General features: G+C 71.8%; 25 protein-coding genes. 15 read left to right on the top strand and 10 right to left on the bottom strand.

The window, feature by feature from the left end; genetic code table 11:
• Positions 1-286 precede the first annotated feature (286 nt).
• Positions 287-2677, top strand: coding sequence for an MFS transporter (locus ACLQ3K_RS25285; protein WP_426002147.1), 2391 nt, complete (start codon positions 287-289; stop codon positions 2675-2677).
• Positions 2678-2690: 13 nt separating this feature from the next.
• Here ACLQ3K_RS25285 and yaaA read toward each other — a convergent pair whose 3' ends face one another.
• Positions 2691-3437, bottom strand: a complete 747-nt coding sequence (gene yaaA, locus ACLQ3K_RS25280) for a peroxide stress protein YaaA (protein ID WP_426002146.1) — start codon at positions 3435-3437, stop codon at positions 2691-2693.
• Positions 3438-3462: 25 nt separating this feature from the next.
• Between yaaA and ACLQ3K_RS25275 the strand changes: the two genes are divergently transcribed.
• Entirely contained in the window at positions 3463-5220 is a 1758-nt protein-coding gene (locus tag ACLQ3K_RS25275) for a proline--tRNA ligase (protein ID WP_426002145.1), read from the top strand.
• Positions 5221-5277: 57 nt separating this feature from the next.
• Here the strand turns inward: ACLQ3K_RS25275 and ACLQ3K_RS25270 are convergent, their stop codons facing one another.
• Genes ACLQ3K_RS25270 through ACLQ3K_RS25260 form a run of 3 tightly spaced genes read right to left on the bottom strand, consistent with a single transcriptional unit; the run spans position 5278 to position 7032 of the window.
• The gene (locus tag ACLQ3K_RS25270; RefSeq protein ID WP_426002144.1) at positions 5278-6066 is read right to left on the bottom strand and encodes a DUF4190 domain-containing protein; all 789 of its coding nucleotides are present in this window, start codon (positions 6064-6066) and stop codon (positions 5278-5280) included.
• Between the two features lie 31 nt (positions 6067-6097).
• Entirely contained in the window at positions 6098-6532 is a 435-nt protein-coding gene (locus ACLQ3K_RS25265) for a DUF4439 domain-containing protein (protein ID WP_336670532.1), read from the bottom strand.
• Positions 6529-7032 (bottom strand): hypothetical protein, encoded by a 504-nt coding sequence (locus ACLQ3K_RS25260; protein WP_336670531.1) that lies wholly within the window; start codon positions 7030-7032, stop codon positions 6529-6531. Before ACLQ3K_RS25260 ends, ACLQ3K_RS25265 begins: the two co-directional genes overlap by 4 nt.
• Before the next feature lie 88 nt (positions 7033-7120).
• Between ACLQ3K_RS25260 and rimP the strand changes: the two genes are divergently transcribed.
• The 9 genes from rimP (at position 7121) to ACLQ3K_RS25215 (ending at position 15752) form a co-directional block, all read left to right on the top strand.
• On the top strand, positions 7121-7705 hold the full coding sequence (gene rimP, locus ACLQ3K_RS25255; RefSeq protein ID WP_426002143.1) for a ribosome maturation factor RimP: 585 nt from the start codon (positions 7121-7123) through the stop codon (positions 7703-7705).
• Complete coding sequence (nusA, locus tag ACLQ3K_RS25250; RefSeq protein ID WP_426002142.1) at positions 7706-8707, top strand: transcription termination factor NusA; 1002 nt, start codon at positions 7706-7708, stop codon at positions 8705-8707.
• Positions 8704-8973, top strand: a complete 270-nt coding sequence (locus ACLQ3K_RS25245) for a YlxR family protein (RefSeq protein ID WP_224649968.1) — start codon at positions 8704-8706, stop codon at positions 8971-8973. The genes nusA and ACLQ3K_RS25245 overlap by 4 nt, the downstream gene beginning before the upstream one ends.
• Before the next feature lie 174 nt (positions 8974-9147).
• Positions 9148-11991: a translation initiation factor IF-2 gene (gene infB / locus ACLQ3K_RS25240; RefSeq protein WP_426002141.1), complete on the top strand. Its 2844-nt coding sequence runs from the start codon at positions 9148-9150 to the stop codon at positions 11989-11991.
• 82 nt (positions 11992-12073) lie between these two features.
• Entirely contained in the window at positions 12074-12364 is a 291-nt protein-coding gene (locus ACLQ3K_RS25235) for a DUF503 domain-containing protein (RefSeq protein ID WP_224649707.1), read from the top strand.
• 137 nt (positions 12365-12501) lie between these two features.
• On the top strand, positions 12502-12969 hold the full coding sequence (gene rbfA / locus ACLQ3K_RS25230; protein WP_224649685.1) for a 30S ribosome-binding factor RbfA: 468 nt from the start codon (positions 12502-12504) through the stop codon (positions 12967-12969).
• Positions 12966-13907: a DHH family phosphoesterase gene (locus ACLQ3K_RS25225; protein WP_224649682.1), complete on the top strand. Its 942-nt coding sequence runs from the start codon at positions 12966-12968 to the stop codon at positions 13905-13907. Before rbfA ends, ACLQ3K_RS25225 begins: the two co-directional genes overlap by 4 nt.
• A gap of 22 nt (positions 13908-13929) precedes the next feature.
• The gene (locus ACLQ3K_RS25220; RefSeq protein WP_426002140.1) at positions 13930-15285 is read left to right on the top strand and encodes an MATE family efflux transporter; all 1356 of its coding nucleotides are present in this window, start codon (positions 13930-13932) and stop codon (positions 15283-15285) included.
• Between the two features lie 41 nt (positions 15286-15326).
• Positions 15327-15752, top strand: a complete 426-nt coding sequence (locus ACLQ3K_RS25215; RefSeq protein WP_224649678.1) for a hypothetical protein — start codon at positions 15327-15329, stop codon at positions 15750-15752.
• 103 nt (positions 15753-15855) lie between these two features.
• On the opposite strand, the gene fmdA is transcribed toward ACLQ3K_RS25215, so the two are convergent.
• Positions 15856-17112, bottom strand: a complete 1257-nt coding sequence (gene fmdA / locus ACLQ3K_RS25210) for a formamidase (protein WP_336670527.1) — start codon at positions 17110-17112, stop codon at positions 15856-15858.
• Positions 17113-17155: 43 nt separating this feature from the next.
• Positions 17156-17440, bottom strand: coding sequence for a zinc ribbon domain-containing protein (locus ACLQ3K_RS25205; protein WP_259139984.1), 285 nt, complete (start codon positions 17438-17440; stop codon positions 17156-17158).
• A 128-nt stretch (positions 17441-17568) separates the two neighbouring features.
• Between ACLQ3K_RS25205 and ACLQ3K_RS25200 the strand changes: the two genes are divergently transcribed.
• Positions 17569-17955, top strand: coding sequence for an HNH endonuclease (locus tag ACLQ3K_RS25200; RefSeq protein ID WP_426002154.1), 387 nt, complete (start codon positions 17569-17571; stop codon positions 17953-17955).
• A 15-nt stretch (positions 17956-17970) separates the two neighbouring features.
• On the opposite strand, the gene ACLQ3K_RS25195 is transcribed toward ACLQ3K_RS25200, so the two are convergent.
• The 3 genes from ACLQ3K_RS25195 to ACLQ3K_RS25185 form a co-directional block, all read right to left on the bottom strand.
• A complete protein-coding gene (locus ACLQ3K_RS25195) occupies positions 17971-19668 on the bottom strand; it encodes a purine-cytosine permease family protein (RefSeq protein WP_426002139.1) in 1698 nt (565 codons plus the stop codon).
• A gap of 95 nt (positions 19669-19763) precedes the next feature.
• Positions 19764-20576 carry an ion transporter gene (locus tag ACLQ3K_RS25190; RefSeq protein WP_426002138.1) on the bottom strand — a complete coding sequence of 271 codons (813 nt, stop codon included), beginning with the start codon at positions 20574-20576 and terminating at the stop codon, positions 19764-19766.
• A 70-nt stretch (positions 20577-20646) separates the two neighbouring features.
• Positions 20647-21588, bottom strand: coding sequence for an ABC transporter substrate-binding protein (locus ACLQ3K_RS25185; RefSeq protein ID WP_426002137.1), 942 nt, complete (start codon positions 21586-21588; stop codon positions 20647-20649).
• An 86-nt stretch (positions 21589-21674) separates the two neighbouring features.
• Between ACLQ3K_RS25185 and ACLQ3K_RS25180 the strand changes: the two genes are divergently transcribed.
• From ACLQ3K_RS25180 to truB, 3 genes are read left to right on the top strand one after another with little or no spacing between them, the layout of a single operon-like run.
• Positions 21675-22688, top strand: a complete 1014-nt coding sequence (locus ACLQ3K_RS25180; RefSeq protein WP_426002136.1) for a metallophosphoesterase family protein — start codon at positions 21675-21677, stop codon at positions 22686-22688.
• Positions 22688-23356 (top strand): 4'-phosphopantetheinyl transferase family protein, encoded by a 669-nt coding sequence (locus ACLQ3K_RS25175; protein WP_308011468.1) that lies wholly within the window; start codon positions 22688-22690, stop codon positions 23354-23356. Before ACLQ3K_RS25180 ends, ACLQ3K_RS25175 begins: the two co-directional genes overlap by 1 nt.
• Position 23357: 1 nt before the next feature.
• Positions 23358-24263: a tRNA pseudouridine(55) synthase TruB gene (truB, locus tag ACLQ3K_RS25170; RefSeq protein WP_426002135.1), complete on the top strand. Its 906-nt coding sequence runs from the start codon at positions 23358-23360 to the stop codon at positions 24261-24263.
• 4 nt (positions 24264-24267) lie between these two features.
• Here truB and ACLQ3K_RS25165 read toward each other — a convergent pair whose 3' ends face one another.
• Positions 24268-24678, bottom strand: a complete 411-nt coding sequence (locus ACLQ3K_RS25165) for a hypothetical protein (protein ID WP_426002134.1) — start codon at positions 24676-24678, stop codon at positions 24268-24270.
• Between the last annotated feature and the right edge of the window lie 37 nt (positions 24679-24715).

Here is a 24715-nt window from a genome sequence, read left to right as displayed (position 1 = left end):
CTCAAGCGCTACATCGCCCGCGACCTCTACCGCCTACTTGAGCACCCGTGGACTACTTGACACCCATAGGAGCGTCGGTTCGCGCCCCGGGCGTGTCGCTCGAGATGTGATCGATGGGGCGAGCGAATCCTGCCGCTTCCTCCCGATACCGTCCCTGGTCTGCGGAAAGCGCCGGCTCCGATGATTGCTGAGTGCACGCATCGGGGCGTCCGGCCGGGCGACACGACCCGAAAACCGGCGTGAGCGATTTCTTCGCGACTTCTCTCAGCCGGTAGCCTCGGTCTCCATGACCTCAACGATGGCCCCGGGGGCCCCGGCGCAGACGTACCGCGTCAAGGGCAGCGCTCTCGGTGTCGCCATCGTCGTCCTCTCCGGCATGATGTTCCTCGCCGTCCTCGACGGCACCGTCGTCTTCGTCGCGCTGCCGCGGATCCAGGACGCGATGCACCTCTCGGACGCCGCGAAGATCTGGGTCTTCGGCGCCTACGCGGTCACCTTCGGCGGCTTCATGCTGCTCGGGGGGCGCCTCGGCGACACCTTCGGGCGCAAACGGATGTTCATCCTCGGCGTCGCGGGATTCACCCTCGCCTCCCTGCTCACCGGTTTCGCCACCAACGAGGCGTCGCTGCTCGTCGCGCGCGCCGCTCAGGGCCTCTTCGCTGCGATCGCGTGCCCCACGGCGCTGGCGCTGATCGCCACCACCTTCGCGCCCGGCAAGGCGCGCAACCAGGCCTTCGCGATCTTCGGCGCGATGGCCGGGCTCGGCTCGGTGTCGGGCCTCGTCGCGGGCGGCCTGCTCGCGACGTGGGACTGGCGCTTCGTCTTCTGGATCAACGTCCCCGTGGGCATCGTGTGCGTCATCGGCGCTGTCATCGCCCTGGAGGAGTCGACCTCGGAGCGTCGCCACGCCCTCGACATCAAGGGCGCCTTCCTCGCCGTGGCGGGCTGCGTCGCCGGCGTATACGCCCTGACGATGGGGCCGGAGTCCCACTGGCAGGGCGCGAGCATCTACATCGCCGGCGCCGTCAGCGTGGTCTGCCTGGCGGCGTTCCTCGTGGTGGAGCGCACCGCCAAGAACCCGATCCTGCCGTTCTCGCTCTTCCACAACCGCAACCGCGTGGCGGCGATGGTCGCCATCCTCGTCTGCGGCGCCCTGATCCCGACACTCGGCTTCTACGTCGCGCAGACCTTCCAGCAGGTGCTCGGATACACCCCGCTGCAGTCCGGCGTGGCCCTGATCCCGTTCGCCGTGGGCATGGGCATCGCCGCCCCCATCTCGTCCAAGCTCGCGCTGAAGTTCCAGGCCCGCTGGCTGGTCGCGATCGGCGGCCTCATCGTCTTCCTGCCGTGCCTCTACGTGCCGACGCTCATGACCAAGGACCCGTCGGCGGTCAGCTACTTCCCGTACATCGGGTTGCCCGTGTTCCTCATCGGCCTGGGCGTGGGCTTCGCGATGATCCCGCTGCCGATCTGCGCCCTCGCCGGGGTGCGTCCGTCGGAGACCGGTCCGATGTCCGCGCTGGTCGAGGTGTGCCAGAACATCGGCGGCATCGTCGGCCTGGCCTCCGTGCAGGTCCTGGTGACCTCCCGGATCATGAAGGAGGGCGGCCCGACCAAGGGCGAGATCACCCACGAGATGCTCGATGACGCGCAGCGCAGCGCGCTGGCGTCGGGTTACGGCCTGGCGTTCATCGCCTGCGCCGCGATCCTCATCCTCGCCGGCCTCGTCGTGGTGCCCTTCATGCGGTTCACCCCGGAGGAGGTCGCCGAGGGGCAGGCCGCCCAGGAATCGAGCAAGTCCGGCGGATCGATCCCGTCCACCTCCTTCCCGGCGCAGGCGTTCGACCACGACGACGACGATGTCGACGACGACTGGGAGCCCCTCGAGGGCGACGTCACGTCCGGCTCGTTCCCGGCGGTGCGCCGCGAGGACTTCGACCGCGCGTACAACGAGAAGCCCGGGGATCCGGAGCCGATGTACTTCACCGACCGCTTCCGCGCGATCAAGCGCCCGCAGGCCACGGGGCAACAACCCGTGCAGCACCGACCGGCCGCGCAGCCGCCGCAGGCGCCCCCGGTCGCGCCGCCGCAGCCGCAGCAGGCGTACTCCCACCCCAGTGACCCGCTTCCCCGCACCGGACAGCCCGGCGAGGGCCTCGCCGGCGTCGCCCGGCCGTCGGGCCCGATCCAGCGCGAGAGCACCGACCTGCCGCGCCCGCCGCAGCCCCCGCGCCCCGCGGCGGACCCGCAGTACCGGCCCCCGGTGCCCCCGCACGCCCGGCAGCGCCCGAGCGCGCCGATCCAGCGCCCGAGCGGTCAGGTGTCGCGCCCGAGCGCCCCGGTCCAGCGTCCCAGCGGGCAGATGCCGCGCCCGAGCGGGCCGGTGCCCGGTCCGCAGGGTCCGGCGGGCCCGCCGGTCCACCGGCCCAGCGGCGCGATCCAGCGCCCCGGTCGGCAGGCGCCGCCGCAGCCCGGCGGTCCCGGGCCGCGCCCGAGCGGCCCCGTGCAGCGGCCCAGCGCGCCGATCCAGCGCCCGCCCGCCGCCCAGGAGCCGGAGGCACCGTCGAACGGCGGGCGGCACGCGCTGCCCGAGCCCGACGCCATGCACCACCCCGAGACCTCGGCGCAGGCCGAGCGCGTCAGCCGCGCCCGGCGGCACCGCCTCGACGAGGACTAGCGGCGAGCCCGAGTCACCCCGCGGTGACGATCGTGACCTCGGTCGGCGACGAGAGTTCCGCACGCAGCCCGGCCTTCTCGGCCACCTTCACCACGCCCCGCGCGTCGCCGGGCTCGGCGCGGCTGACCACCAGCGCCCGCGCCAGCAGCCCCTTGTGGTGCTTGTTGAAGTGCGAGACCACGGACCGCGAGCCGTCGGCCCTCTCCGTCACGACGGTGGCGGTCACCGCCCCCGGCACCCGGCCCAGCGCCGCGTAGCCGCCGGACCGCAGGTCCACGACGAGGCCGCGGTCCGCGGCGGCGAGCGCCTCGGCCAGCGCGGGCTTCCAGGCGGCGGCCAGCGTGCCCAGGCCGGGCAGCTTCGAGCTCGAGGAGAGCCGGTAGGCGGGGATCGGGTCCTGCGCGCCCACCGTCCCGAACAGAGCCGAGCCCACGGCCAGGCGGGCGTCGGCCTTCGCGCGTTGCGCCTTGGTCAGCCCGCGGACGTCGAGGGCGTCGTAGAGCACCCCTGTGTACTGCTCGATCGCGGGCCGGGTGGCGGCGGTGCGCAGCGCGCGGTTGCGCTCCAGCTCGTCGGTCTGCCCGTCCGAGAGGCCCAGGGCGGCGCGGGCGGCACCGTCGTCCTGCGAGACGGCGATGAGGGCGTCGAGGAGGCGTTCGCGGGTCGCGGTGAGCGACGGGAAGGTCAGCGCGCCCAGGTCGAGGGGCGCGCCCGAGCCGCCGCCGGCTTTGGTTTCGGACGGGGGAAGCAGGATCAGCACACCGGACACACTAAGCTGTGGCGTCGTGATCACCCGATTCTCCCAGCTGTTCCTGCGCACGCTCCGCGACGACCCCGCGGATGCGGAGGTCCCCAGCCACAAGCTGCTCGTCCGTGCCGGCTACGTGCGGCGCATCGCGCCCGGCGTCTACTCCTGGCTGCCGCTGGGCCTGCGGGTCCTGCGGAACGTCGAGCAGGTCGTCCGCGAGGAGATGAACGCGATCGGCGGCCAGGAGATCCTGCTGCCCGCACTGCTGCCGCGCGAGCCCTACGAGACCACCAACCGGTGGACCGAGTACGGCGACAGCCTCTTCCGGCTGAAGGACCGCAAGGGCGCCGACATGATGCTCGGCCCCACCCACGAGGAGATCTTCGCCCTCACTGTGAAGGGCGAGTACAACTCGTACAAGGACCTGCCGGTCATCCTGTACCAGATCCAGACCAAGTACCGCGACGAGGAGCGGCCCCGCGCGGGCATCCTCCGCGGCCGCGAGTTCGTCATGAAGGACAGCTACAGCTTCGACACCACCGACGAGGGCCTCTCCGAGGCCTACGCCCAGCACCGCGCCGCGTACCAGAAGATCTTCGCGCGCCTGAACGTCGAGCACGTCATCGTTTCCGCCACGTCCGGCGCCATGGGCGGCAGCGCCTCCGAGGAGTTCCTCGCGGTGAGCCCCGTCGGCGAGGACACCTACGTGCACTCGACCGAGTCGGACTACGCGGCGAACGTCGAGGCCGTGGTCACGCCCGCGCCGCCCGCGATCCCGCTCGACGGGCTGCCCGCCGCGCAGGTCTTCGACACCCCCGGCACGCCCACCATCGACACGCTCGTCGCCTGGGCGAACGAGGCCGCCGACGGTGCCTCCGTCCTCGGCCGCGAGGTGGTCGCGGGGGACACGCTCAAGAACGTCATGGTCAAGACCCGTGCCCCCGGCGGCGACTGGGAGCTCCTCGGCGTCGGCGTGCCCGGCGACCGCGAGGTGGACTTCAAGCGTCTCGAGGCGTCGCTGGAGCCCACCGAGGTCGCGCTGATCGAGGCGGAGGACTTCGCGAAGTACCCGTTCCTCGTCAAGGGCTACATCGGCCCGAAGGCGCTGCTGGAGAACGAGGTCCGCTACCTCGTCGACCCGCGCGTGGTGACCGGCACCGCCTGGATCACCGGCGCCGACGCGCCGGGGCAGCACGTCGTGAACCTCACCGCGGGCCGCGACTTCACGCCCGACGGCACCATCGAGGCCGCCGAGGTCCGCGACGGCGACGCCTCGCCCGACGGCAAGGGCGTGCTGCAGTCGGCGCGCGGCATCGAGATCGGCCACATCTTCCAGCTGGGCCGCAAGTACACCGACGCCTTCGAGGTCGACGTGCTGGGCGAGAACGGCAAGCCCGTGCGCCTCACCCAGGGTTCCTACGGCGTCGGCGTCTCGCGCCTCGTCGCCGTCATCGCCGAGCAGCAGCACGACGACAAGGGCCTGCGCTGGCCCAAGGGCATCGCCCCGTTCGACGTGCACGTGGTGATCGCGAACAAGGACGAGGGCGCCTGGACCGGCTCCGAGTCGCTGGCCGCCGAGCTCGACGCCGCCGGCCTGCAGGTGCTGCTCGACGACCGCAAGGCCTCGCCCGGCATCAAGTTCAAGGACTCCGAGTTGGTCGGCGTGCCGACCGTCGTCGTGGTCGGCCGGGGCTGGGCCGACGGCGTCGTCGAACTCCGGGACCGGCTCACCGGCGAGTCCCGCGAGATCCCCGTTGCCGACGCCGCCGCGGAGATCGTCGCCGCCGCGAAGTAGTCGACAACCACGAGGGGCCCGCACCGGATCGGTGCGGGCCCCTCGTGGGGTCTGCGTTCAGCCGAGCAGCGTGAGCAGGAAATCGGAGCCGTTGCCGAAACCGTCGGTCGCCACATACGCGATGCCGAAGATCAGGCCGATCACGAACAGGGCCAGGTAGACGCCACCCAGCACCACGCCGGCGATGGCCATGCCCCGGCCCTGCTGGCCGGTCTGCTTGGTCTGCTTCATGGCGATCACGCCCATGACGATCGCCGCGATCGCGATGAAGATCGAGCCGTAACCGAGGAACGGGATGCACGAGAACGGGAACGCGATGATGCCCGTCGAGAGCGAGGCGATCGCGAGGCCGTTGGTCCCCGTCTGCGGCTGCTGGCCCGGGTAGCCGCCGTAGCCCGCCTGCTGCCCCGGGTACGCGGGGTATCCGGGCTGCTGGCCCGGGAACGCCTGGCCGGGGTACTGCTGCTGACCGAACTGGTCCTGGCCCGGGTACTGGGGCGGCGCGGCGTACGGGTTCTGCGCGGCGTAGGGATCCGCGGGGGCGCCGTACGGGTTCTGCTGCGCCGCGTAGGGATCGGCCGGGGCACCGTACGGGTTCTGCTGCGCCGCGTACGGATCGGCGGGCGCGGCGTACGGGTCCGCCGGCGGGGTGTACGCCGAGGGCGCGGCGTAGGGATCCGGCTGCGCGGTCTGGTGCACCGTGGTCGCGGCGTCGGGATCGCCGCCGACGTTCTGATCGCCGTCGCGCTTCGTCAGGTCGGGCGTGGACGGATTCGGCTCCACCGGGCGGATCGCGGTCGGGTCGTAGGTCCCGTCGCCGGGCTGCTGGGGATCACTGGACGTCATCCCCCGAGTGTAAAGGCCCGTAAACGGAACGTCAGGTGCGGATGCCGGGGAAGGGGGTGGTCACGGGGGAGACCCCGAGTGCCACCCGCCACCGGGCGCCCCGGACCGCGGCCCCGCCGAGGCCCGTGACGCCGAGGTGCCGGATCCCGTCACCGTCGGCGCGGGAGAGCAGGTTCCGATGCGCGGCCGCCGAGTCGTCCTCCACGGCGGCGGCCACCTTCGCGGCGCTGACGGGGTCGGTGACCGGCTCCGGCGGCGCGTAGGCGGGGGCGGCGACGGGGACCTCGGCGCCGGTGGCGCTGAGTACCCGGGCGAGGGCGTCCCGCTGCGAGCGGTGCTCCGCGGCATAGGTCGCGATCTCGGCCTTCCGAGTCGGCGCGGCGTAGGCCTCGACGAGGCCGTACAGGTACACGGCGGCGTGCTCGGACTGGAGGGCGGCGGCCACGGCGTCCTGGGCGGGGGTCATGCGAGCACCACCTCCGCGTGCACGCGGGTCGCGGCCGCGACGGAGCCGAGCAGGGCGGCCTGATAGCCGGAGGCGGCGACCGCCGCATCGCCTGCGTCCTTCGCCGAGCGGGTCAGCTGGGCGTGCAGCGAGGCCCGGGACAGAGGCGAGGGGGCCGCCGGGGTCGACGACGGTGCGGCGGTGACGGAGGTCGGGCGCTCGACGTACCGCGACAACTCGTCGGCCAGCGCCGACGCGTGCTGCCCGCGCTGATCGGCGATGAGCCGCAGCTGCGGTCCGGAGGCGCCGTCCAACACGGCCAGGCCGCGGGCGGCGTCCGCGTCGGCCTGGGCCTGCGCGGCGGCCGCCTGCAGCCGTACGGCCTGCGGATCGTCGGCGCGGTCCGCGGGCGTCGTGCACCCCGTCAGCGCCGTCCCGCCCGCGAGCGCGCCGCCCGCGAGGAGGACGGACGTGAGGGCGGTGCGTCGGTCGATGCCGCGGCGCGGGGGTAGGGCGATCACGGGGGCGAGTCTAACGGCGCGCCCGGGTACACTGGCCGCAGCGTTCGACACCGGGCACGTCCGGTGACAATTTCACAGGGAGGCGCGTATGGCTTACGACGAATCGGCGGTGAAGGCCGTGATCGCGCCCCACCTGGACGCGGCCGGGCTCGATCTCGAGCGGGTCAAGATCAACAACGCGGGCACCAAGTCCTCCATCGCGGTCGTCGTGGACAGCGACGCGGGCCCGACCCTCGACGAACTGGCCGAGGTCGCGCGGACGCTGTCCGCCGCGGTCGACGACGCGGACGACGTCTTCGGCGCCCAGGCGTTCACCCTCGAGGTCACCACGCCCGGCGCGGAGCGCCCGCTCACCGAACCCCGCCACTGGCGCCGCGCCCGCGGCCGGCAGGCGGCGATCGAGCTGGCCGACGGCACGAACCTGCTGGCCCGGATCGGGCCGCTCGCGGACGACGGGACGACGGTCACCGTCGTCCTGCCCGGCGCGAAGGGGCGCGCTCCGACGACCCGCGACCTCACCCTCGCCGACGTGGCCGCCGCCGCCGCGCGGGTGGAGTTCCGCAAGCCCAACCCCGTGGAGCTGGAGCTCTCCGGCATCACCCCGGGCCGGGTGCTCCCCGGCGCCGAACCCGCAGATCTGACTGGCGACGACGCCGAAGAAGAAGAGGATTAGATGAACATCGACATGGCGACCCTGCGGGCGATCGAGGCGGAGAAGGACATCTCGGTCGACACCGTGATCGACGCGATCCAGGTGGCCCTCCTCACCGCGTACAAGCACACCGACGGGCATCAGTCGCACGCCCGGATCGACGTCAACCGGCGCACCGGCGAGGTGAAGGTGCTGGCCCAGGAGGTCGACGCCGACGGCAACATCATCACCGAGTGGGACGACACCCCCGAGGGCTTCGGCCGCATCGCCGCGGACTCGGCGCGCCAGCTCATCACGCAGCGCCTGCGCGACGCCGAGAACGACCGCACCTTCGGCGAGTTCGCCGTCTACGAGGGCGAGGTCGTCTCCGGTGTGGTGCAGGCCGATGCCCGCGCCGCGGCCCGTGGCTTCGTCGTGGTCCGCATCGGCGGCGAGCGCGAGGGCCACGAGGGCCTGCTGCCGCCCGCCGAGCAGGTGCCGGGGGAGTCCTACGCGCACGGCGACCGGATGAAGTTCTACGTCGTCGGCGTCAGCCGCGGCCAGCGCGGCACCCAGATCACCCTCTCGCGCACCCACCCCAACCTGGTCAAGAAGCTCTTCGCGCTCGAGGTGCCCGAGATCGCCGACGGCAGCGTGGAGATCACGTCGGTGGCGCGCGAGGCCGGGCACCGCTCGAAGATCGCGGTGCGCACCTCGGTCTCGGGTCTCAACGCCAAGGGCGCGTGCATCGGACCGATGGGTCAGCGCGTGCGGAACGTGATGAGCGACCTCGAGGGCGAGAAGATCGACATCATCTCCTACGACGACGACCCCGCGGTCTTCGTCGGCAACGCCCTGTCGCCGTCGTCGGTGGTGTCCGTCACCATCGTCGACCCCAAGGAGAAGGCCGCCCGTGTGGTGGTCCCCGACTTCAAGCTCTCGCTCGCGATCGGCAAGGAGGGGCAGAACGCCCGCCTCGCCGCCCGGCTCACCGGCTGGCGGATCGACATCCGCTCGGACGCGGAGAGCGCCGAGCCGAAGTGAGCGCACCGGTCCGGACCTGCATCGGGTGCCGGCGCCGGGCGCCCGCGGGCGAGTTGATCAGGGTGGTCGCGCCCGCCGCGGACGACGGTGCGCGGACCGTCGTGGTCGACGCGCGGCGCCGCCTCCCGGGCCGGGGGGCGTGGCTGCACGACGACCCGTCGTGCCACGAGCTCGCGCGCAAGCGGAACGCGTTCCGCCGGGCGCTGCGCGTCTCCGGACCGCTCGACGACTCCCTCGGCGAAACGACTTGCCAGGACGCGCTATGATTATGAGCGGTCTGAAGACGGTAGGTCTTTCCCAAGGCCGACCTACTCGGAGATGAAGGAATCGAGCTGAAGACATGAGCACACCGTGAAGCACCAGCGATGAACGGCAATCGGAGTAACTAACCGAGGTCGGCGGGACCAGTGATGCCCTCGACCTCACATTTGAGGAGAAGAGTGGCAGGCAAGGCCCGCGTGCACGAGTTGGCTAAAGAGCTCGGTGTCACCAGCAAGGAAGTTCTCGCACGGCTCAGTGAGCAGGGCGAGTTCGTGAAGTCCGCGTCGTCGACGGTGGAAGCCCCCGTCGCGCGACGCCTGCGCGAGTCGTACGGACCCAAGTCCGACGGCGGCGCCAAGCCGGGCCCCGCCCCGGCCCGCAAGCCCGGCCCCGCGGCCGCGAGCACCCCCGCGCCCTCGGCACCCGCCGCGGATGCACCCCGTCCCACTTCGGCTCGACCCGGCCCGCGTCCCGCGGCGCCGGCCGCGCCGGAGCCGACCCCGGAGCCCGCCGCACCGGCGGCGCCCATCGCTCCCGCGGCTCCCGCCGCGAGCGCGGCACCGTCGGCGCCCGAGGCGGCGGCGCCCGCCGCTCCGGCGGCACGTCCGGGCCCGCGCCCGGCCGGCCCCAAGCCCGGTCCGCGCACCCCGAAGGTGGGCAACAACCCGTTCTCCTCGCAGGCTCCCGTAGAGCGTGCGCCGCGTCCGCAGCCGGGCCCCGGTGGCCCGCGTCCGCAGGGCGGCGCCCGTCCGGCTCCCGGCCAGGGCGGTCCCCGTCCGCAGGGCGGCGCCCGTCCGGCTCCCGGCCAGGGCGGTCCCCGTCCCCAGGGCGGTCGCCCGGCGGCCGGCCCCGGCGGCCCGCGTCCGACCCCGGGCAGCATGCCTCCCCGCCCGAACCCCGGTGCCATGCCCTCGCGCGCTGCGCGTCCGGCGGCACAGGGCCGTCCCGGCCCCGGTGGCCGTGGTGGGCCCGGTGGTCGTCCCGGCGGCGGTGGCGGTGGCTACCGCGGTGGTCCCGGCGGCGGTGCCGGTGCAGGCACGGGTGCTCCCGCGGGCGGTTTCCGCGGTCGTCCCGGTGGCGGCGGCGGTCGTGGCCGTCCCGGCGGCACCGCGGGTGCCTTCGGTCGTCCCGGTGGCGCGCCGCGTCGTGGCCGTAAGTCGAAGCGGGCGAAACGCGCCGAGTACGAAAGCATGCAGGCGCCGATCGCCGGTGGCGTCCGTTTGCCCCGTGGCGGTGGCGAGACGATCCGTCTCGCCCGCGGCGCGTCGCTGAGCGACTTCGCCGAGAAGATCGACGCGAACCCGGCATCGCTGGTCCAGGCGCTGTTCAACCTGGGCGAGATGGTCACCGCCACCCAGTCGGTGAACGAGGAGACCCTCGTGCTGCTGGGCGAGGAGATGAACTACGTCGTCCAGGTCGTCAGCCCCGAGGACGAGGACCGCGAGCTGCTCGACAGCTTCGACCTCACCTACGGCGAGGACGAGGGCGACGAGGACGACCTCGAGCAGCGCCCGCCGGTGGTCACCGTCATGGGTCACGTCGATCACGGTAAGACCCGACTGCTGGACACGATCCGTAAGGCGAACGTCCGCGAGGGCGAGGCCGGTGGCATCACGCAGCACATCGGTGCCTACCAGGTGCTCACCGAGCTCGACGGCAACGAGCGTCTGATCACGTTCATCGACACCCCGGGTCACGAGGCGTTCACCGCCATGCGTGCCCGTGGTGCGAAGGCCACCGACCTCGCGATCCTCGTGGTCGCGGCCGACGACGGCGTCATGCCGCAGACGGTGGAGGCCATCAACCACGCGCAGGCGGCCGACGTGCCGATCGTCGTCGCGGTGAACAAGATCGACAAGGAGGGCGCGCAGCCGGAGAAGATCCGCGGCCAGCTCACCGAGTACGGCCTGATCCCCGAGGAGTACGGCGGCGACACGATGTTCGTCGACATCTCCGCGAAGCAGGGCACGAACGTCGAGGCGCTGCTCGAAGCGGTGCTGCTGACGGCCGACGCCTCGCTGGACCTGCGGGCCAACCCCGACATGGACGCGCAGGGCGTCGCGATCGAGGCGCACCTCGACCGCGGCCGCGGCCCCGTGGCCACCGTGCTCATCCAGCGCGGCACCCTGCGGGTCGGCGACTCGATCGTGGCGGGCGACGCCTACGGTCGCGTCCGGCGCATGGTCGACGAGAACGGCGACGACATCACGGAGGCACTGCCTTCGCGTCCCGCCCAGGTCATCGGCTTCACCTCGGTGCCCGGCGCAGGCGACAACCTGCTCGTGGTCGACGAGGACCGGATCGCCCGGCAGATCGCCGACCGGCGCGCGGCGCGCAAGCGCAACGCCCTGGCGGCCAAGTCGCGCAAGCGCGTCTCGCTGGAGGATCTGGATGCCGCGCTGAAGGAGACCAGCCAGCTCAACCTCATCCTCAAGGGCGACAACTCGGGCACCGTGGAGGCGCTCGAGGAGGCCCTGCTGGGGATCGAGATCGACGACGAGGTGCAGCTGCGGGTCATCGATCGCGGTGTCGGTGGCGTCACGGAGACCAACATCAACCTGGCGTCCGCGTCGAACGCGATCATCATCGCCTTCAACGTGCGGGCCGAGGGCAAGGCCACCGAGCTCGCCAACCGCGAGGGCGTGGAGATCCGGTACTACTCGGTGATCTACCAGGCGATCGACGAGGTCGAGGCCGCGCTCAAGGGCATGCTCAAGCCGGTCTACGAGGAGAAGGAGCTCGGCCAGGCCGAGATCCGCGCGATCTTCAAGTCGTCCAAGGTGGGCAACATCGCGGGTTGCATGGTCCAGTCCGGGATCATGCGCCGCAACGCGAAGGCGCGCCTGCTCCGCGATTCGAAGGTCGTGGCCGAGAACCTCACGGTCACTTCGCTCAAGCGCGAGAAGGACGACGCGACCGAGGTCCGCGAGGGCTACGAATGCGGTCTGACGCTCTCGTACTCCGATATCAAGGTCGGCGACGTGATCGAGACCTACGAGCTGGTCGAGAAGCCGCGCGACTGATGTTCCTTCGGCCGGGTGCGGCCGGCGCGACCTGCGCCGGCCGCACCCGCCCGACTATCCCCAGGGCCGGGTGGCCCGACAGATGTTCACAGGTGTCATTGAGATAGATCTGCTGCTGGGCGACGTGCACTCGCTCAAGCACAAGCGTTCCGTGCTCCGGCCGATCCTCGCGGAGCTGCGCCGGTTCTCCGTCAGCGCCGCCGAGGTGGGCTACCAGGACCTGCATCGACGCGCCCTGATCGGCGTCGGGCTCGTCGGGCCGGATGCGGGCCACGTCGGGGAGGTCCTCGATCGGTGCGAACGCACCGCCGCGGGGCACCCCGAGGTGGAATTGTTGTCGGTGCGGCGGCGCCTCTGGGGGCCGGAGGACTGAAGCGCCCGACACGGGATTGAGTGTGGTGGACGCAGGTGCCGACGCTGCAGTCCCACACCGGGATATGCTCGCTGTTCCATCGGTTGATCACACCGTTCCACTGATCGACCGTTCGACGCGTAAGGGAGGGACTGGCCATGGCTGACCCGGCACGGGCCGCTCGGCTCGCCAAGCGGATCGGGACCATCGTCGCGACCGCGATCGAGCACGACATCAAGGATCCGCGGCTCGACTACGTCACCGTCACCGATACCCGCGTGACCAACGACCTGCACGACGCGACGGTCTTCTACACCGTCATGGGCCCGACGCTCGACGTCGAGCCCGACTACGAGGCGGCCGCCGCCGGTCTGGAGAAGGCCCGTGGCCAGCTCCGCAGCAAGGTCGGCGCGGGCACGGGCGTGCGGTTCACGCCCACCCTGCGGTTCGAGCTCGACGGGGTGCCCGCCGCCGTCGCGAACATGGAGGCGCTGCTCGCCAAGGCCCGTGAGCAGGACGAGCGGGTCGCCGCCGTCGCCGCCACCGCGAAGCCCGCGGGCGAGGCGGACCCCTACAAGCACGACGACGAGGACGCCGACGACGAACCGGACGGGGCCGAGCGGTGACAGACGCCGCCGCCGCTGCGGCGGCGCTGGACGGTGCGCGGAGCGTGGCGGTGTACTGCCACGTGCGCCCCGACGCGGACACCCTCGGCTCGGGACTGGGCCTGGCGCGGGTGCTGCGCGCCCGCGGCGCCCACGTCACCGTCAGCCATCCGGGCCCGGACCTGCCGTCCGGGATCGGCCTGCTCCCCGGCGTCGACGGCTTCACCGCGCCGAACGCGGATGCGGAGGTCGCCGTCGCGGTCGATTGCGCCAGTTCGGAGCGGCTCGCGGGACTCGAGGAGTCCTTCCACGGCCACCCCGTGCGGGTGGTCATCGACCACCACGCGACGAACACCGGATTCGGCACCGTCGACCTGATCGACCCGGCTGCCAACTGCACCACCGAGCTCGTGCTCGCGGTCATCGACGCGCTCGGCGCGGAGCTGGACGCGGGGACGGCCGACTGCCTGTACGCCGGGCTGATCACCGACACGGGCTCGTTCCGCTGGGCGACGCCCGCCGGGCACGTCGTGGCGGGCCGCCTGCTCGCCGCGGGCGCGCGCGGGCGCGAGCTCTCGCGCGACCTGCTCGACAGCCACCCCCGCGCATGGTTCTCGATGGTCGCCGCGGTGCTGGGTTCCGCGACCGCGGTTCCCGAGGCCTTCGGCGGACGGGGCGCGGTGTACGCCGTGTGCCGCGCGGCCGATCGCGGGCCGCTCGGCTGGGACGCCGCGGAATCGCTCATCGACCTGCTGCGCACCGCCGAGGACTGCGAGGTCGCCGCCCTTTTCAAGGAGAGCGACAGCGGCGAATGGTCCGCCTCGCTGCGGGCGCGCACCGATCTCGACGTCTCGGAAGTGGCACGCGGCTTCGGCGGCGGCGGCCACCGGCTCGCCGCGGGCTACTCCGCCACCGGGACGAGCGACGACGTGGTCGTCGCCTTCCTCGCCCGGGTCTGATCTCCCGTATGACGGGAACCGCGTGACCGAGACCGCAGCCGTGCCCACCGGGCTCGGCCGGCGCATCGTCGGCCAGGCACTGCCCGCCCTCGGGGTACTCGCCGCGGAACCCCTGTACCTGCTGTGGGACACGGCCGTCGTCGGTCGCCTGGGCGCGTTGCCGCTGGCCGGCCTCGCAGTCGGCGGCCTCATCCTCGCCACCGTCTCCACGCAGCTGACCTTCCTCTCCTACGGCACCACCTCGCGCTCGGCCCGCCGCTACGGCGCGGGCGACCCCGGCGGCGCCGTCGTCGAGGGCGTGCAGGCGACGTGGATCGCGCTCGCCGTGGGCACCGTCCTGCTGGCCCTCGTGCAGGGATTCGCCGGCCCGATCACACGGGTGATCGCCGGCCGCGCGGAGATAGCCGAGGCCGCCGAGTCGTGGCTTCGCGTGGCCTCCTTCGGGATCCCGCTGATCCTGATCACGATGGCCGGGAACGGCTGGCTCCGCGGCGTGCAGCGGCCCCGCGCGCCCCTGGTCTTCGTGCTGGTCGGGCTGGGCCTGTCGACGGTGCTGTGCCCCGCCCTCGTCTTCGGCTGGGGCGGTGCGCCCGAGCTCGGCCTCGTCGGCTCCGCGTGGGCGAACCTCGCCGGGCAGATCGTGAGCGGGCTGCTCTTCCTCGGCGCCGTCGTGCGCGCGGCCCGGGCGGGCGGGGGCGGCTCGGTCGCGGCGCTGCGGCCGCGCCTCGATCTGGTGCGGGCGCAACTCGTGCTGGGGCGCGACCTGATCGTGCGCAGCCTCTCCTTCCAGATCTGCTTCATCTCCGCGGGCGCGGTCGCCGCGCGGGCGGGCGCGCAGTACGTCGGCGCGCACCAGATCGCCATGCAGCTGTGGAACTTCGTGGCACTCGTGCTGGACTCCTTGGCCATCGCCGCGCAGACGCTCGTCGGCGCCGCCCTCGGGGCGGGGAACACCGGCGCAGCGCGGTCCTTGGGCCGCCGGGTCACCGCGTGGTCGACGGTCTTCGCGGTGGGGATCGCCGCGGCGCTCGCCGCGCTGCAGGGCGTGCTGCCGCGGCTGTTCACCACCGACGCCGCCGTCCTCGACGCCCTCACCGTGCCGTGGTGGTTCCTCGTCGGGATGATCCCCGTGGCGGGGGTGGTCTTCGCGCTCGACGGGGTGCTCCTCGGGGCCGCCGACGCCGCCTACCTCCGGTCCGCGACGATGGCCGCGGCGCTCGTCGGCTTCCTGCCGCTGATCTGGCTGTCGTACGCCTTCGGCTGGGGACTGGCCGGGATCTGGTCGGGCCTGGCGGCGTTCATGGTGCTCCGCTGCGCCGCCGTGGTCGTCCGCTTCCAGGGGCACCGGTGGGAACGGGTGGGCACCGCGCCGGCGTGACCGGCTTGCAATGCGGCCCCGAATACGATCGGATAGCGCATATGGCATTCACTGTGATCACGAGCACGGCCGCGTTCCGCAAGACCCTCGCCGGTGCGGCGGTCCTCGCGGCGTGCGGCGCGGCGGTCGCCTGCACCCCGTCTGACCCCGAGTCGGTGCCCTCCTTCACCGTGAATCCCTCGGCGGCGCAGAGCGCGCCCGCGAGCCCGTCGTCCCGCGCGTCGTCCTCCGCCTCGGCGGCGGCCACCACCACGGCGCCCGCCCCGACGGCCACCCAGGAGCAGCCGGCGGGCGGCACGCCGTACGTCGCGCCCACCACGACCTACCCGACGGCGGAGACGACGACGGCCGCCCCGACGACCACCCAGCCGTACCCGACGACCGTGGTCATCCCGCCCGGCATCGACCTGCCGCCGGGCGCGCCGCGCACCATCACCATCCCCCCGGGCCTGCCCTTCCCGCGCTGACCGCGCCTCGGCACGGCCCTCTCGTCGCCCGGGCACGCCTCGGCCCCGGGGCGCGGGCGGCGGTTCGCCGTGGCCGTGCACCCGGGGCCGGGGGAGGGGCGGATCAGCGCGAGGCGCGCGGCGCCCCCTGACCGGGATCGATCTGCACCGGACCGTTCTTGCCCGGGGTCACGTCGAAGTCGAAGATCGACGTCGGGATGTACACCGTGGCACAGGAGTTCGGGATGTCGACGACGCCGGACAGCCGGCCCTCGATCGGCGCCGCACCGAGCAGCAGGTAGGCCTGCTCCGGGCTGTAGCCGAACTTGGTGAGGTAGTCGATAGCGTGCAGGCAGGCGCGCTGGTACGACAGGTGCGAGTCCAGGTACCGCTGCTCGCCGTCGAGCGTCACCGACGTCCCGGAGAAGGCGAGGAACTGCTCGTACCGGGGGCCCACGTCGCCGCCGGGCAGGAAGATCGCGTTCTCGCTGACGCCGTAGGTCTCCATGCCGCCGGAGATGATGTCGACGTGCAGGTCGATGAAGCCGCCCATCTCGATGGCGCCGCAGAAGGTGATCTCGCCGTCGCCCTGGCTGAAGTGCAGATCGCCGACCGACAGGTTCGCGCCGTCGACGAACACGGGGTAGAAGACGCGGGTGCCGCGGGTGAGGTTCTTGATGTCCTGGTTGCCGCCGTTCTCGCGCGGCGGCGCGGTGCGCGCGCCCTCCGCGGCGGCCGCGGCGAAGGCGTCGCCGGTGAGGGTGCCGAGGATGGCGTCGTTCGGCTCGGGCGGCAGCGCCAGGGGCGGCACACGGTCCGGATCGGTCGCGATCAGCGCGGCCTCACGGGCGTTCCAGCGGGCCAGTAGGTCCTTCGACGGTGCCGTGCCCATCAGGCCCGGGTGGATGATGCCGGTGAAGCTGACGTGCGGCACGTGCCGCGAGGTGGCGGTGTGGCCGGTGAAGTCCCAGACGGCCTTGTAGGCGTCGGGGAACTGGTCGGTCAGGAATCCGCCGCCGTTCTCCTTGGCGAAGATGCCGGTGTAGCCCCAGCCCTGCCCGGCGAGCGGGCCGCTGTCCTCCTGCGGGATCGGGCCCACGTCCACGATGTCCACGATGAGCAGGTCGCCCGGCTTCGCGCCCTCGACGGCGATCGGCCCGGACAGCGTGTGCACCGTCGTCAGCGGCGCGTTGAGGATGTCCTCGGCGGAGTCGTCGTTGTGAATGGCACCGTCGAACCACTCGCGGCAGTGCACCCGGAAGGTGTCGCCGGGCTTGACGGTGACCGCCGGCGGGATGGCGTAGTGCCACCGGTTGTGCCCGATCTTCTCCTGATCGGTGAACTTCTTCGAGGAGTCGAGCGGGAATACGACCTCTGGCATGGGACGGACCTCTCTTCTTCGGTGGACCTTCTCGGGTGGGAACTCAGGGGCGGGGCAGGTGCGCGTGCCGCGGGTCCGACGGTGCCGGCCCCCGGCCCGGACGCGGCGCGCCGGCGGGGGAGCCGACGACGGCCGGTCGTTCGGCGGTGGCCTTCGTGGCGTCGAGGAGCCGCATGGCGCCGCGGTCGGCGCGGCCGATCTGCGGCGCGGTGACCCCGCGCGGGGCCGGATCGCCACAGCGACACGCCGTCGCGTCGGGGACGTCGCGCATGCTGAAGGTCGCGTCGAACGGTCCGCAACGGGCGCAGCGGAATTCATACGTAGGCATGAGTGGACGGTATTCCTTTCGCTGGGCCGCCGGAGGGTAATTACCGAATCGGTAGTGAATCTGGTGGGTATCGTGAGTCCGTGCCAGCCCAGTCGTCCACGCCGCCGCCGAAACGCGCGAGGCCGCCCGTGTCGCGGACCCGCAAGGCGCGGATCGCGCGGCGTCGCGCGAAGCGCGTCGCCGCCGCCGACAACGACCTGACCGGCGCGCAGTGGGACGAGCTCGTCGGCCTGTGGGGTGCGTGCGCCTACTGCGGGGGAACGGGGCCCTACCAGAAGGACTGCGTGCTCCCGATCTCGCGCGGGGGTCGCTACACCCAGCAGAACGTGGTACCCGCGTGCCGTTCGTGCAATGCGAGCAAGTGCAACTCCGAGGTCACGGGGTGGATGCGGCGCAAGAAGCTCGACGAGCGGGCCTTCCTGCAGGGGCACGCCGAGATCCTGATGCACCTGCGGGAGCGGAACGCCGACGACGGCGCGCCGACCGGGGAGGTCGGCGCACCGTCGGACGCCTGAGCGGGAGACGCGTCCCTACTTCACCGGCGGATCCGCGGGCAGGACGTGCGCGCCCGACTTGTCGGTCGAGAGGGCCAGCGAGCTGATGTACTGCTTCTCGCCGTCGGGGCCGGGCACCGCGGAGGCCGCCATGTCGGGCCGTTCGAACTCGACGCCGGTCACGCAGCACAGGAGCTTCTCGCCCGACGGGTTGCCGTACTCGTCGAACATCGGCAGGTCGATGCCGTCGTCGCCGCGACGCAGGTAGTACTTGCCCCGCGTGGCGACGGCGAGGACCGGCGGCAGCACGAGGGCGAGGACCAGGGCGACCAGCGGCGAGTAGGGCTGCAGGCCGGAGCCGAGGAGCCCGAAGAACGCGGCGATGGAGAGCCCGGCAGCGACGATCACCGAGACGAAGCCGACCGGGTTGATGTCGTAGAGCATGCCGCGTCGGAACTCCGGGACCTTCGGCGAGATCTGCAGCAGGTACTTGTTGATCGCGATGTCGCTGGCGACGGCGACGATCCAGGCGATGCCGCAGTTGGCGTAGAAGTTCAGCAGGTTGTTGAGGAAGCTGAACATGTCGGCCTCCATGAGCACGATCGCGATGACCACGTTGAACACGAGGAAGACCAGGCGACCGGGGTAGGTCTTGGTGACGCGGGTGAAGCTGTTGGTCCACGCCAGCGAGCCCGAGTAGGCGTTGGTCACGTTGATCTTGATCTGGCTGATCACCACGAGGATCACGGCGAGGGTGAGCGCGAGCCAGTGCGGCAGGAAGTCCTGGTAGATCTCCACGAACTGGTGCACCGGCTGGTTGGCGATGCCCGCGTTGTCGATGGTGATCCCGATAAGGTAGACGGCCAGGAACAGGCCGACGATCTGCTTGATGGCGCCGAAGAAGACCCAGCCGGGGCCCGCGGTGATCACGGCGGTCCACCAGCGCCGCGAGTTCTCGGGGGTCTTGGGCGGCATGAAGCGCAGGTAGTCGATCTGCTCGGCGATCTGCGCGATGAGGGAGAGGCAGACGCCCGCGGCGAGCATGGTGCCCGCGAAGCTGACGCCCTTGTGCAGGGGCTCGCCGGTGGCGGTGTCGATGCCGCCGAAGGCGAAGAAGTCGCCGATGGCCTCGGGATGCTTGAACAGCAGGTAGCCGAACGGCAGCACCATCATCACGAGCCACAGCGGGGTGGTCCACACCTGCAGCTTCGCGAGCGTGTTCATGCCGTAGATCACCAACGGGATGATCAGCACGGACGACAGCAGGTACCCGAGCCAGAGCGGAATGCCCAGGCCGAGTTCGAGGCCCTGCGCCATGATCGAGCCCTCGAGGGCGAAGAAGATGAACGTGAACGACGCGAAGATCACGTTCGTGAGTACCGAACCGTAGTAGCCGAAGCCGCTGCCGCGGGTGATCAGGTCGAGATCGATGTTGTACCGCGCCGCGTAGTACGCCAGTGGATAACCGGTCAGCACGATGACCAGCGCGAAGAAGCCGATGCCCCACAGTGCGTTGCCGGTGCCGTTGGCGATGCCGATGTTCGCGCCGATGGCGAAGTCGGCCAGGTAGGCGATGCCGCCCAGCGCCGAGGTGGCGACCACGGCGGGCCCCCACTTGCGGTAGCTGCGCGGCGCGAACCGCAGGGTGTAGTCCTCGAGCGTCTCGCGCGCGGCGGCGTCGCGAAGCGCGGTCGACGGTGCGCCGTCGGCTTCCGCGGGTTGCAGTGCGGTCACGGTTGTTCCCTTCCGGCCCGCACCACCCGGTGCGGGGTTGGGGAAATCGTGCTGCCGCGGCGTTCAGCGGGGGTGACTGCGTCGTAACGGGTCGGTTACGGCGCCGGGCGGCGTGTGACGGCGGTGTTGCCCGCGTTCGCCTTCGCCACCGCGTCCTCCTTGCGCTTGACCGAGTCCCGGATCTGGTCGATGTTCTCGCGCAGCATGTCGGCGACCAGCTCGTCCGTCCGCTCGTCGGCGAGCACCTGCAGCACCATTCGGAAGCTGGTGTCGACGATCAGCTGGATGATCTCGTCGTGGAACGGGATGTACTTGACCCGCCTGGTCTGCGGGTCGTTCTTGATCGTCTCCAGGATCATGCCCGTCATCTCGGGCTTGTTCTCCTCGAGCGCGGCCGCGATGTTCTTGGTGTAGTGCCCGGACTTGAGCACCTCGGCGACCTCGTCGAGGACGGCGACGGTGATCGGGCGCTTGACGGCGTCGACGACGGTGTCGGTGGCGCGGTTGACGACGGCCGCGGTGATCCGGTCGCCGTAGAGCCGGTCGATCGCCCGCGCGAGCCGGGCCAGGGCCACCGCGATGCGGATCAGTCGGAACAGTCGCGGCGCGGGGCTCGGCACGATCAGCGCGGGGATCATGCCGAGGATCTCGTACCAGTTGACGAGGAGGAACCGGCGATGCCAGCCCACCTGGCGCCACCGCCACAGGAACTCGGCGGCGAAGACCGCACAGATCACGGCGTCGACGATGAGGACCGTCCGGAGAGTGGTCGGGGAGACGTCGAAGAACGTGATCCACACGATCAGCCCCACGGAGACGAAGGCCAGCGCGACCATGGCCCAGTCGGTCCACAGGACGGGCGGCTTCCGCGGGTACGGAGCGAGTCGGGCGTCGGTCGTGGCGTTCATCGCGTCCGACACTACTGAGCGGCCGCGCGCCCGGGGGCCGGTCCGTGCGGACCGGCCCCGGGGGACGCGATCACGCCGCGGGAGGCAGGTGCCGCTGCACGTCGTCGATGATGCGGCCGGCGCCGAGCACGCCGATCCCCACCATCCAGGTCTCGTCGTCGACCGCGAACGCGCGGTTCGCGGCCACGGCGGGCAGCGCGCCCCAGCGGTCGGTCACGGTCCGCTGGGTGGCGGACGAGTTCGCGCCAGGGGTGTGGAAGACGTAGTCGCCGTTGATCTCCGCGAAGTTCTCCAGCGACGGCTCGATCATCGAGTACTCGCCCCACGGCTTCGGCGGGATGCTGAAGCCCATCGCGGTGATCACGCTCCCGGAGAACGTGCCGGGGCCGTAGATCCGGAACGTGCCGTTCGCCCGCCACCGCACGATCGAGACCGACTTGCCGGGGGCCCCGACCTTGCGGCCCACCTCGGCGGCGCGCGCGTCGAGCGCGGCGAGCTGTGCGGCCATCTGATCCGTGCGGTTCACCGCCAGTGCGGTGATGTTCGCCTGCTCCTTCCAGTTGGTGCCGGTGTCCACCGAGTACACGGTGGGGGCGATGGCGGAGAGCTGCTGGTAGAGCTTCTCGTGCCGGACCTTCGAGCCGATGATGAGATCGGGCCGGAGCTTCGCGATCGCCTCGATGTCGGGACCGGCGATCAGGCCCACGTTCTCCGTGCCGTCGAGCTCGTCGCGCAGGTAGCCGGGGAAGCCCTCGTTCGCGGCCGCGACGGCGGCGCCGACCGGCTTGATGCCCAGCGCGACCAGGGCGTCCGTGTGCGGCGAGTCGATGACGACGATGCGCTGCGGGTTCGCCGGTACCTGGGTCTCGCCCATGGCGTGGGCGACGGTGCGCGTCTGGGCGGGTGCGGCGTCGCCGCCGCCGGATCCGCACGCGGTGAGCGTCACGGCGGTCGCCACCGAGAGGGTGGCGGCGAGGAATCGGCGGCGGTTCGGTCCTGATGCGATCGTCATGCCGGAAAGATAGCATTCGGTTAGGCTTGCCTTGGTGTTTGGTCGGGGTGTGCGATCTCCCCGGCGCCGCCCGGTAGCGTGGAGGGGTGGCGAAGCTCTGGGCGATCAGTGACCTGCACGTCGGGCACCGAGGGAACGAGGGCGTCGTCGACACGGTGTGGCCCGAGTCGCCCGACGACTGGCTGATCCTGGCGGGCGACCTCTGTGAACGCACCGACCAGCTGGACGAGGTGCTCGCCGCCATCGCCCCGCGGTTCGCAACGGTGATCTGGGTCCCGGGGAATCACGAGCTCTACACCACCTCGAAGGACCCGATGCAGGTCTTCGGCGAGGCCCGGTACGACCACCTGGTGGAGATCTGCCGGCACCACGGCGTGCTCACGCCGGAGGACCCGTTCCCGGTGTTCGAGGACGCCGACGCCGGGCCCGTCACCATCGTTCCGATGTTCCTGCTCTACGACTACAGCTTCCGCGACGAGGGGCTGACCGTGCTGCAGGCGCTGGCCCGAGCGAAGGAGAAGAGCGTCGTCGCGACCGACGAGTTCCTGCTCTCGCCCGAGCCCTACGCCACCCGTGACGCCTGGTGCCGCGCCCGGCTCGAGTACACCCGCCGTCGGCTCGCCGCCCTGCCCGCCGGCACCCGCACCGTGCTCGTGAACCACTGGCCCCTGCGCCGCGAACCCACCGAGGTGCTCTTCTACCCGGACTTCTCGCTGTGGTGCGGCACCACCGCGACGGCGGACTGGCACGTCGACTACAACGCCGAGGCCGTCGTGTACGGCCACCTGCACATCCCGCGCACCACCTGGTACGACGGGGTGCGGTTCGAGGAGGTCTCCGTGGGCTACCCGCGGGAATGGCAGGAGCGGGGCCTGCCCGAGCCCCTGCTGCGCCGGATCCTGCCGGCGCCGGATTACACCGAGGAGTCGCTGGGGCACTACGGCGTCCACTTCCGGGTCGACCCGAAGTACCGGGACGACCCGGAGCGGTTCGCCGCCGAGCGCGCGAAGGCCCAGGCCCGCCTCGGCGACCGCCGCGTCGCGGCACGCGAACGGATCGCGGAGCGCCGGGCGGCGCGCGCGAAGGAGGGGGAGAAGTGATCCTGCAGTCGATGCTGCCGCGCGGCGTGGTCGCCCGGGAGGCGCACGCCGATCTGGACGCGCCCCTGCATCCGCGCGAGGCGGCGCAGATCGCCAAGGCCGTGCCCAAGCGGCAGGCCGAGTACGCGACGGTGCGCCACCTGGCCCGGGAGGCCCTGGGCGAGTTGGGCATCGGCGACGCCGTCCTCGTCAAGGGCGAGGGCGGCGGGGTGGACTGGCCGCGCAACGTGGTGGGCGCCCTCACGCACTGCGACGGCTTTCGCGGCGCGGTCGTCGGTTACCGGATGGGGGTGCGCACGATCGGCATCGACGCCGAGCCGCATCTCGCCCTGCCCGACAAGGTGCTGCCCACGGTCTCCGTGGAGTCCGAGCGGGAGGTGCTCGCCGCGCGCCCCGACGACGGGCTGCACTGGGACCGCCTGCTGTTCTGCGCCAAGGAGGCCACGTACAAGGCGTGGAACCCGATCACCGGGCGTTGGCTGGGCTTCGAGGATGCGGAGATCACCTTCGACCTCGCCGAGCGCGCCGACGACGCGGCGGAGGGCACCTTCCACTCGCGGATCCTCATCGACGGCAGGACCGTCGACGGTGGCGCGCCGGTCGCCGCGTTCGACGGTCGGTGGCGGATCACCGACGGCCTCATCGTGACCTCGATCGCGGTGGTGTGAGATGACCACCGCCAGGACCTTTCTCGAGCCCGACGGCGCCGGGCTCGTCATCGTCGACAAGCCTGCGGGCCTGACCAGCCACGACGTCGTCGCGCGCTGCCGGCGTGCGATGGGCACCCGCAAGGTCGGCCACGCCGGCACGCTCGACCCGATGGCGACGGGCGTATTGGTGATCGGCATCGAGCGCGCCACGAAGTTGCTGGGCCACCTCGCGCTCACCACGAAGGCGTACGCGGCCACCGTCCGGCTCGGCGCGTCGACCTCCACCGACGACGCCGAGGGCGAGACCACGGGCGGCGCCCCCGCGACCGGCCTGGACGAGGACGCCGTGCGCGCCGCGATGGCGCCGCTGACGGGCCACATCGAGCAGGTTCCGAGCTCGGTGAGTGCCATCAAGGTCGACGGTAAGCGGGCGCACCAGCTGGTCCGGGAGGGGGCGGACGTGCAGCTCAAAGCCCGCCCGGTCACCGTCGACGAGTTCGTCGCGCACGCCTTCCGTCGCGACGGGGACTTCCTCGACGTCGACGTGACCGTCGAGTGCTCCTCCGGCACCTACGTCAGGGCGCTGGCGCGCGATCTGGGTGCGAGCCTCGGCGTCGGAGGCCACCTCACGGCGCTGCGCCGCACCCGGGTCGGGCCGTACGGGCTCGACCACGCGATCACCCTCGACGAGCTCTTCGAGACCCCGCGGTTGTCCTACGGCATCGATGAGGCGATCGCCGCGGGCTTCGCCGTTCGCGAGATCACCGACGAGCAGTCCGTCGACCTCGCGCTGGGGCGATGGCTCGATCCGGTCGGCCTCCCCGGCGTGTACGCCGCGGCGACCCCCGACGGCCGCGTCTTCGCGCTGCTCCAGGAGTCGGGGAAGCGCGCGAGTTCGGTCTTCGTGGTCCGCCCCGCCGCCTGAGCGGTCAGCCGTCCAGGAATCGAGTCCACGATGCGCGGGGCGTGGACTCGTAGCCGAGCGTGGGCCACGTAGGGCCCTCCGAGGCGAATCCGAGAGTTTCGAGCGCGGGCGCAGCTGACATGTGCCGGTCGGCCACAGCGATCGTCAGCCGTCGGGTTGCTTGGTGCTCCGCGACCGCGCGGCAGGCGGCGATGATCACGATGACCGCCGCGTCCGTCGCCGCGTCGGGTGGGATCCTGTCGATGATCTCCGTCGTGGAGGTCCTCAGGTCGACGGACACCTGTACGTCGCCGACTCGCCGGCCATCCGTGAACGCCTGATACAGCCCGTCGCTCACCGCCTCGAACGTCACTGCGCAAGTGCTGTTCTCGTGCTCGCCGATGCGGAATCGACCGGCGGTCGGCGTCATGGTCATGACCGCGATGGTACCGCAAAAATGCGACTAATCACTC

Source organism: Tsukamurella sp. DT100 (assembly GCF_049844855.1).
GTDB lineage: Bacteria > Actinomycetota > Actinomycetes > Mycobacteriales > Mycobacteriaceae > Tsukamurella.
Note: the sequence above shows the minus strand (reverse complement) of the source record. Positions and strands in the feature narration are given on the sequence as shown.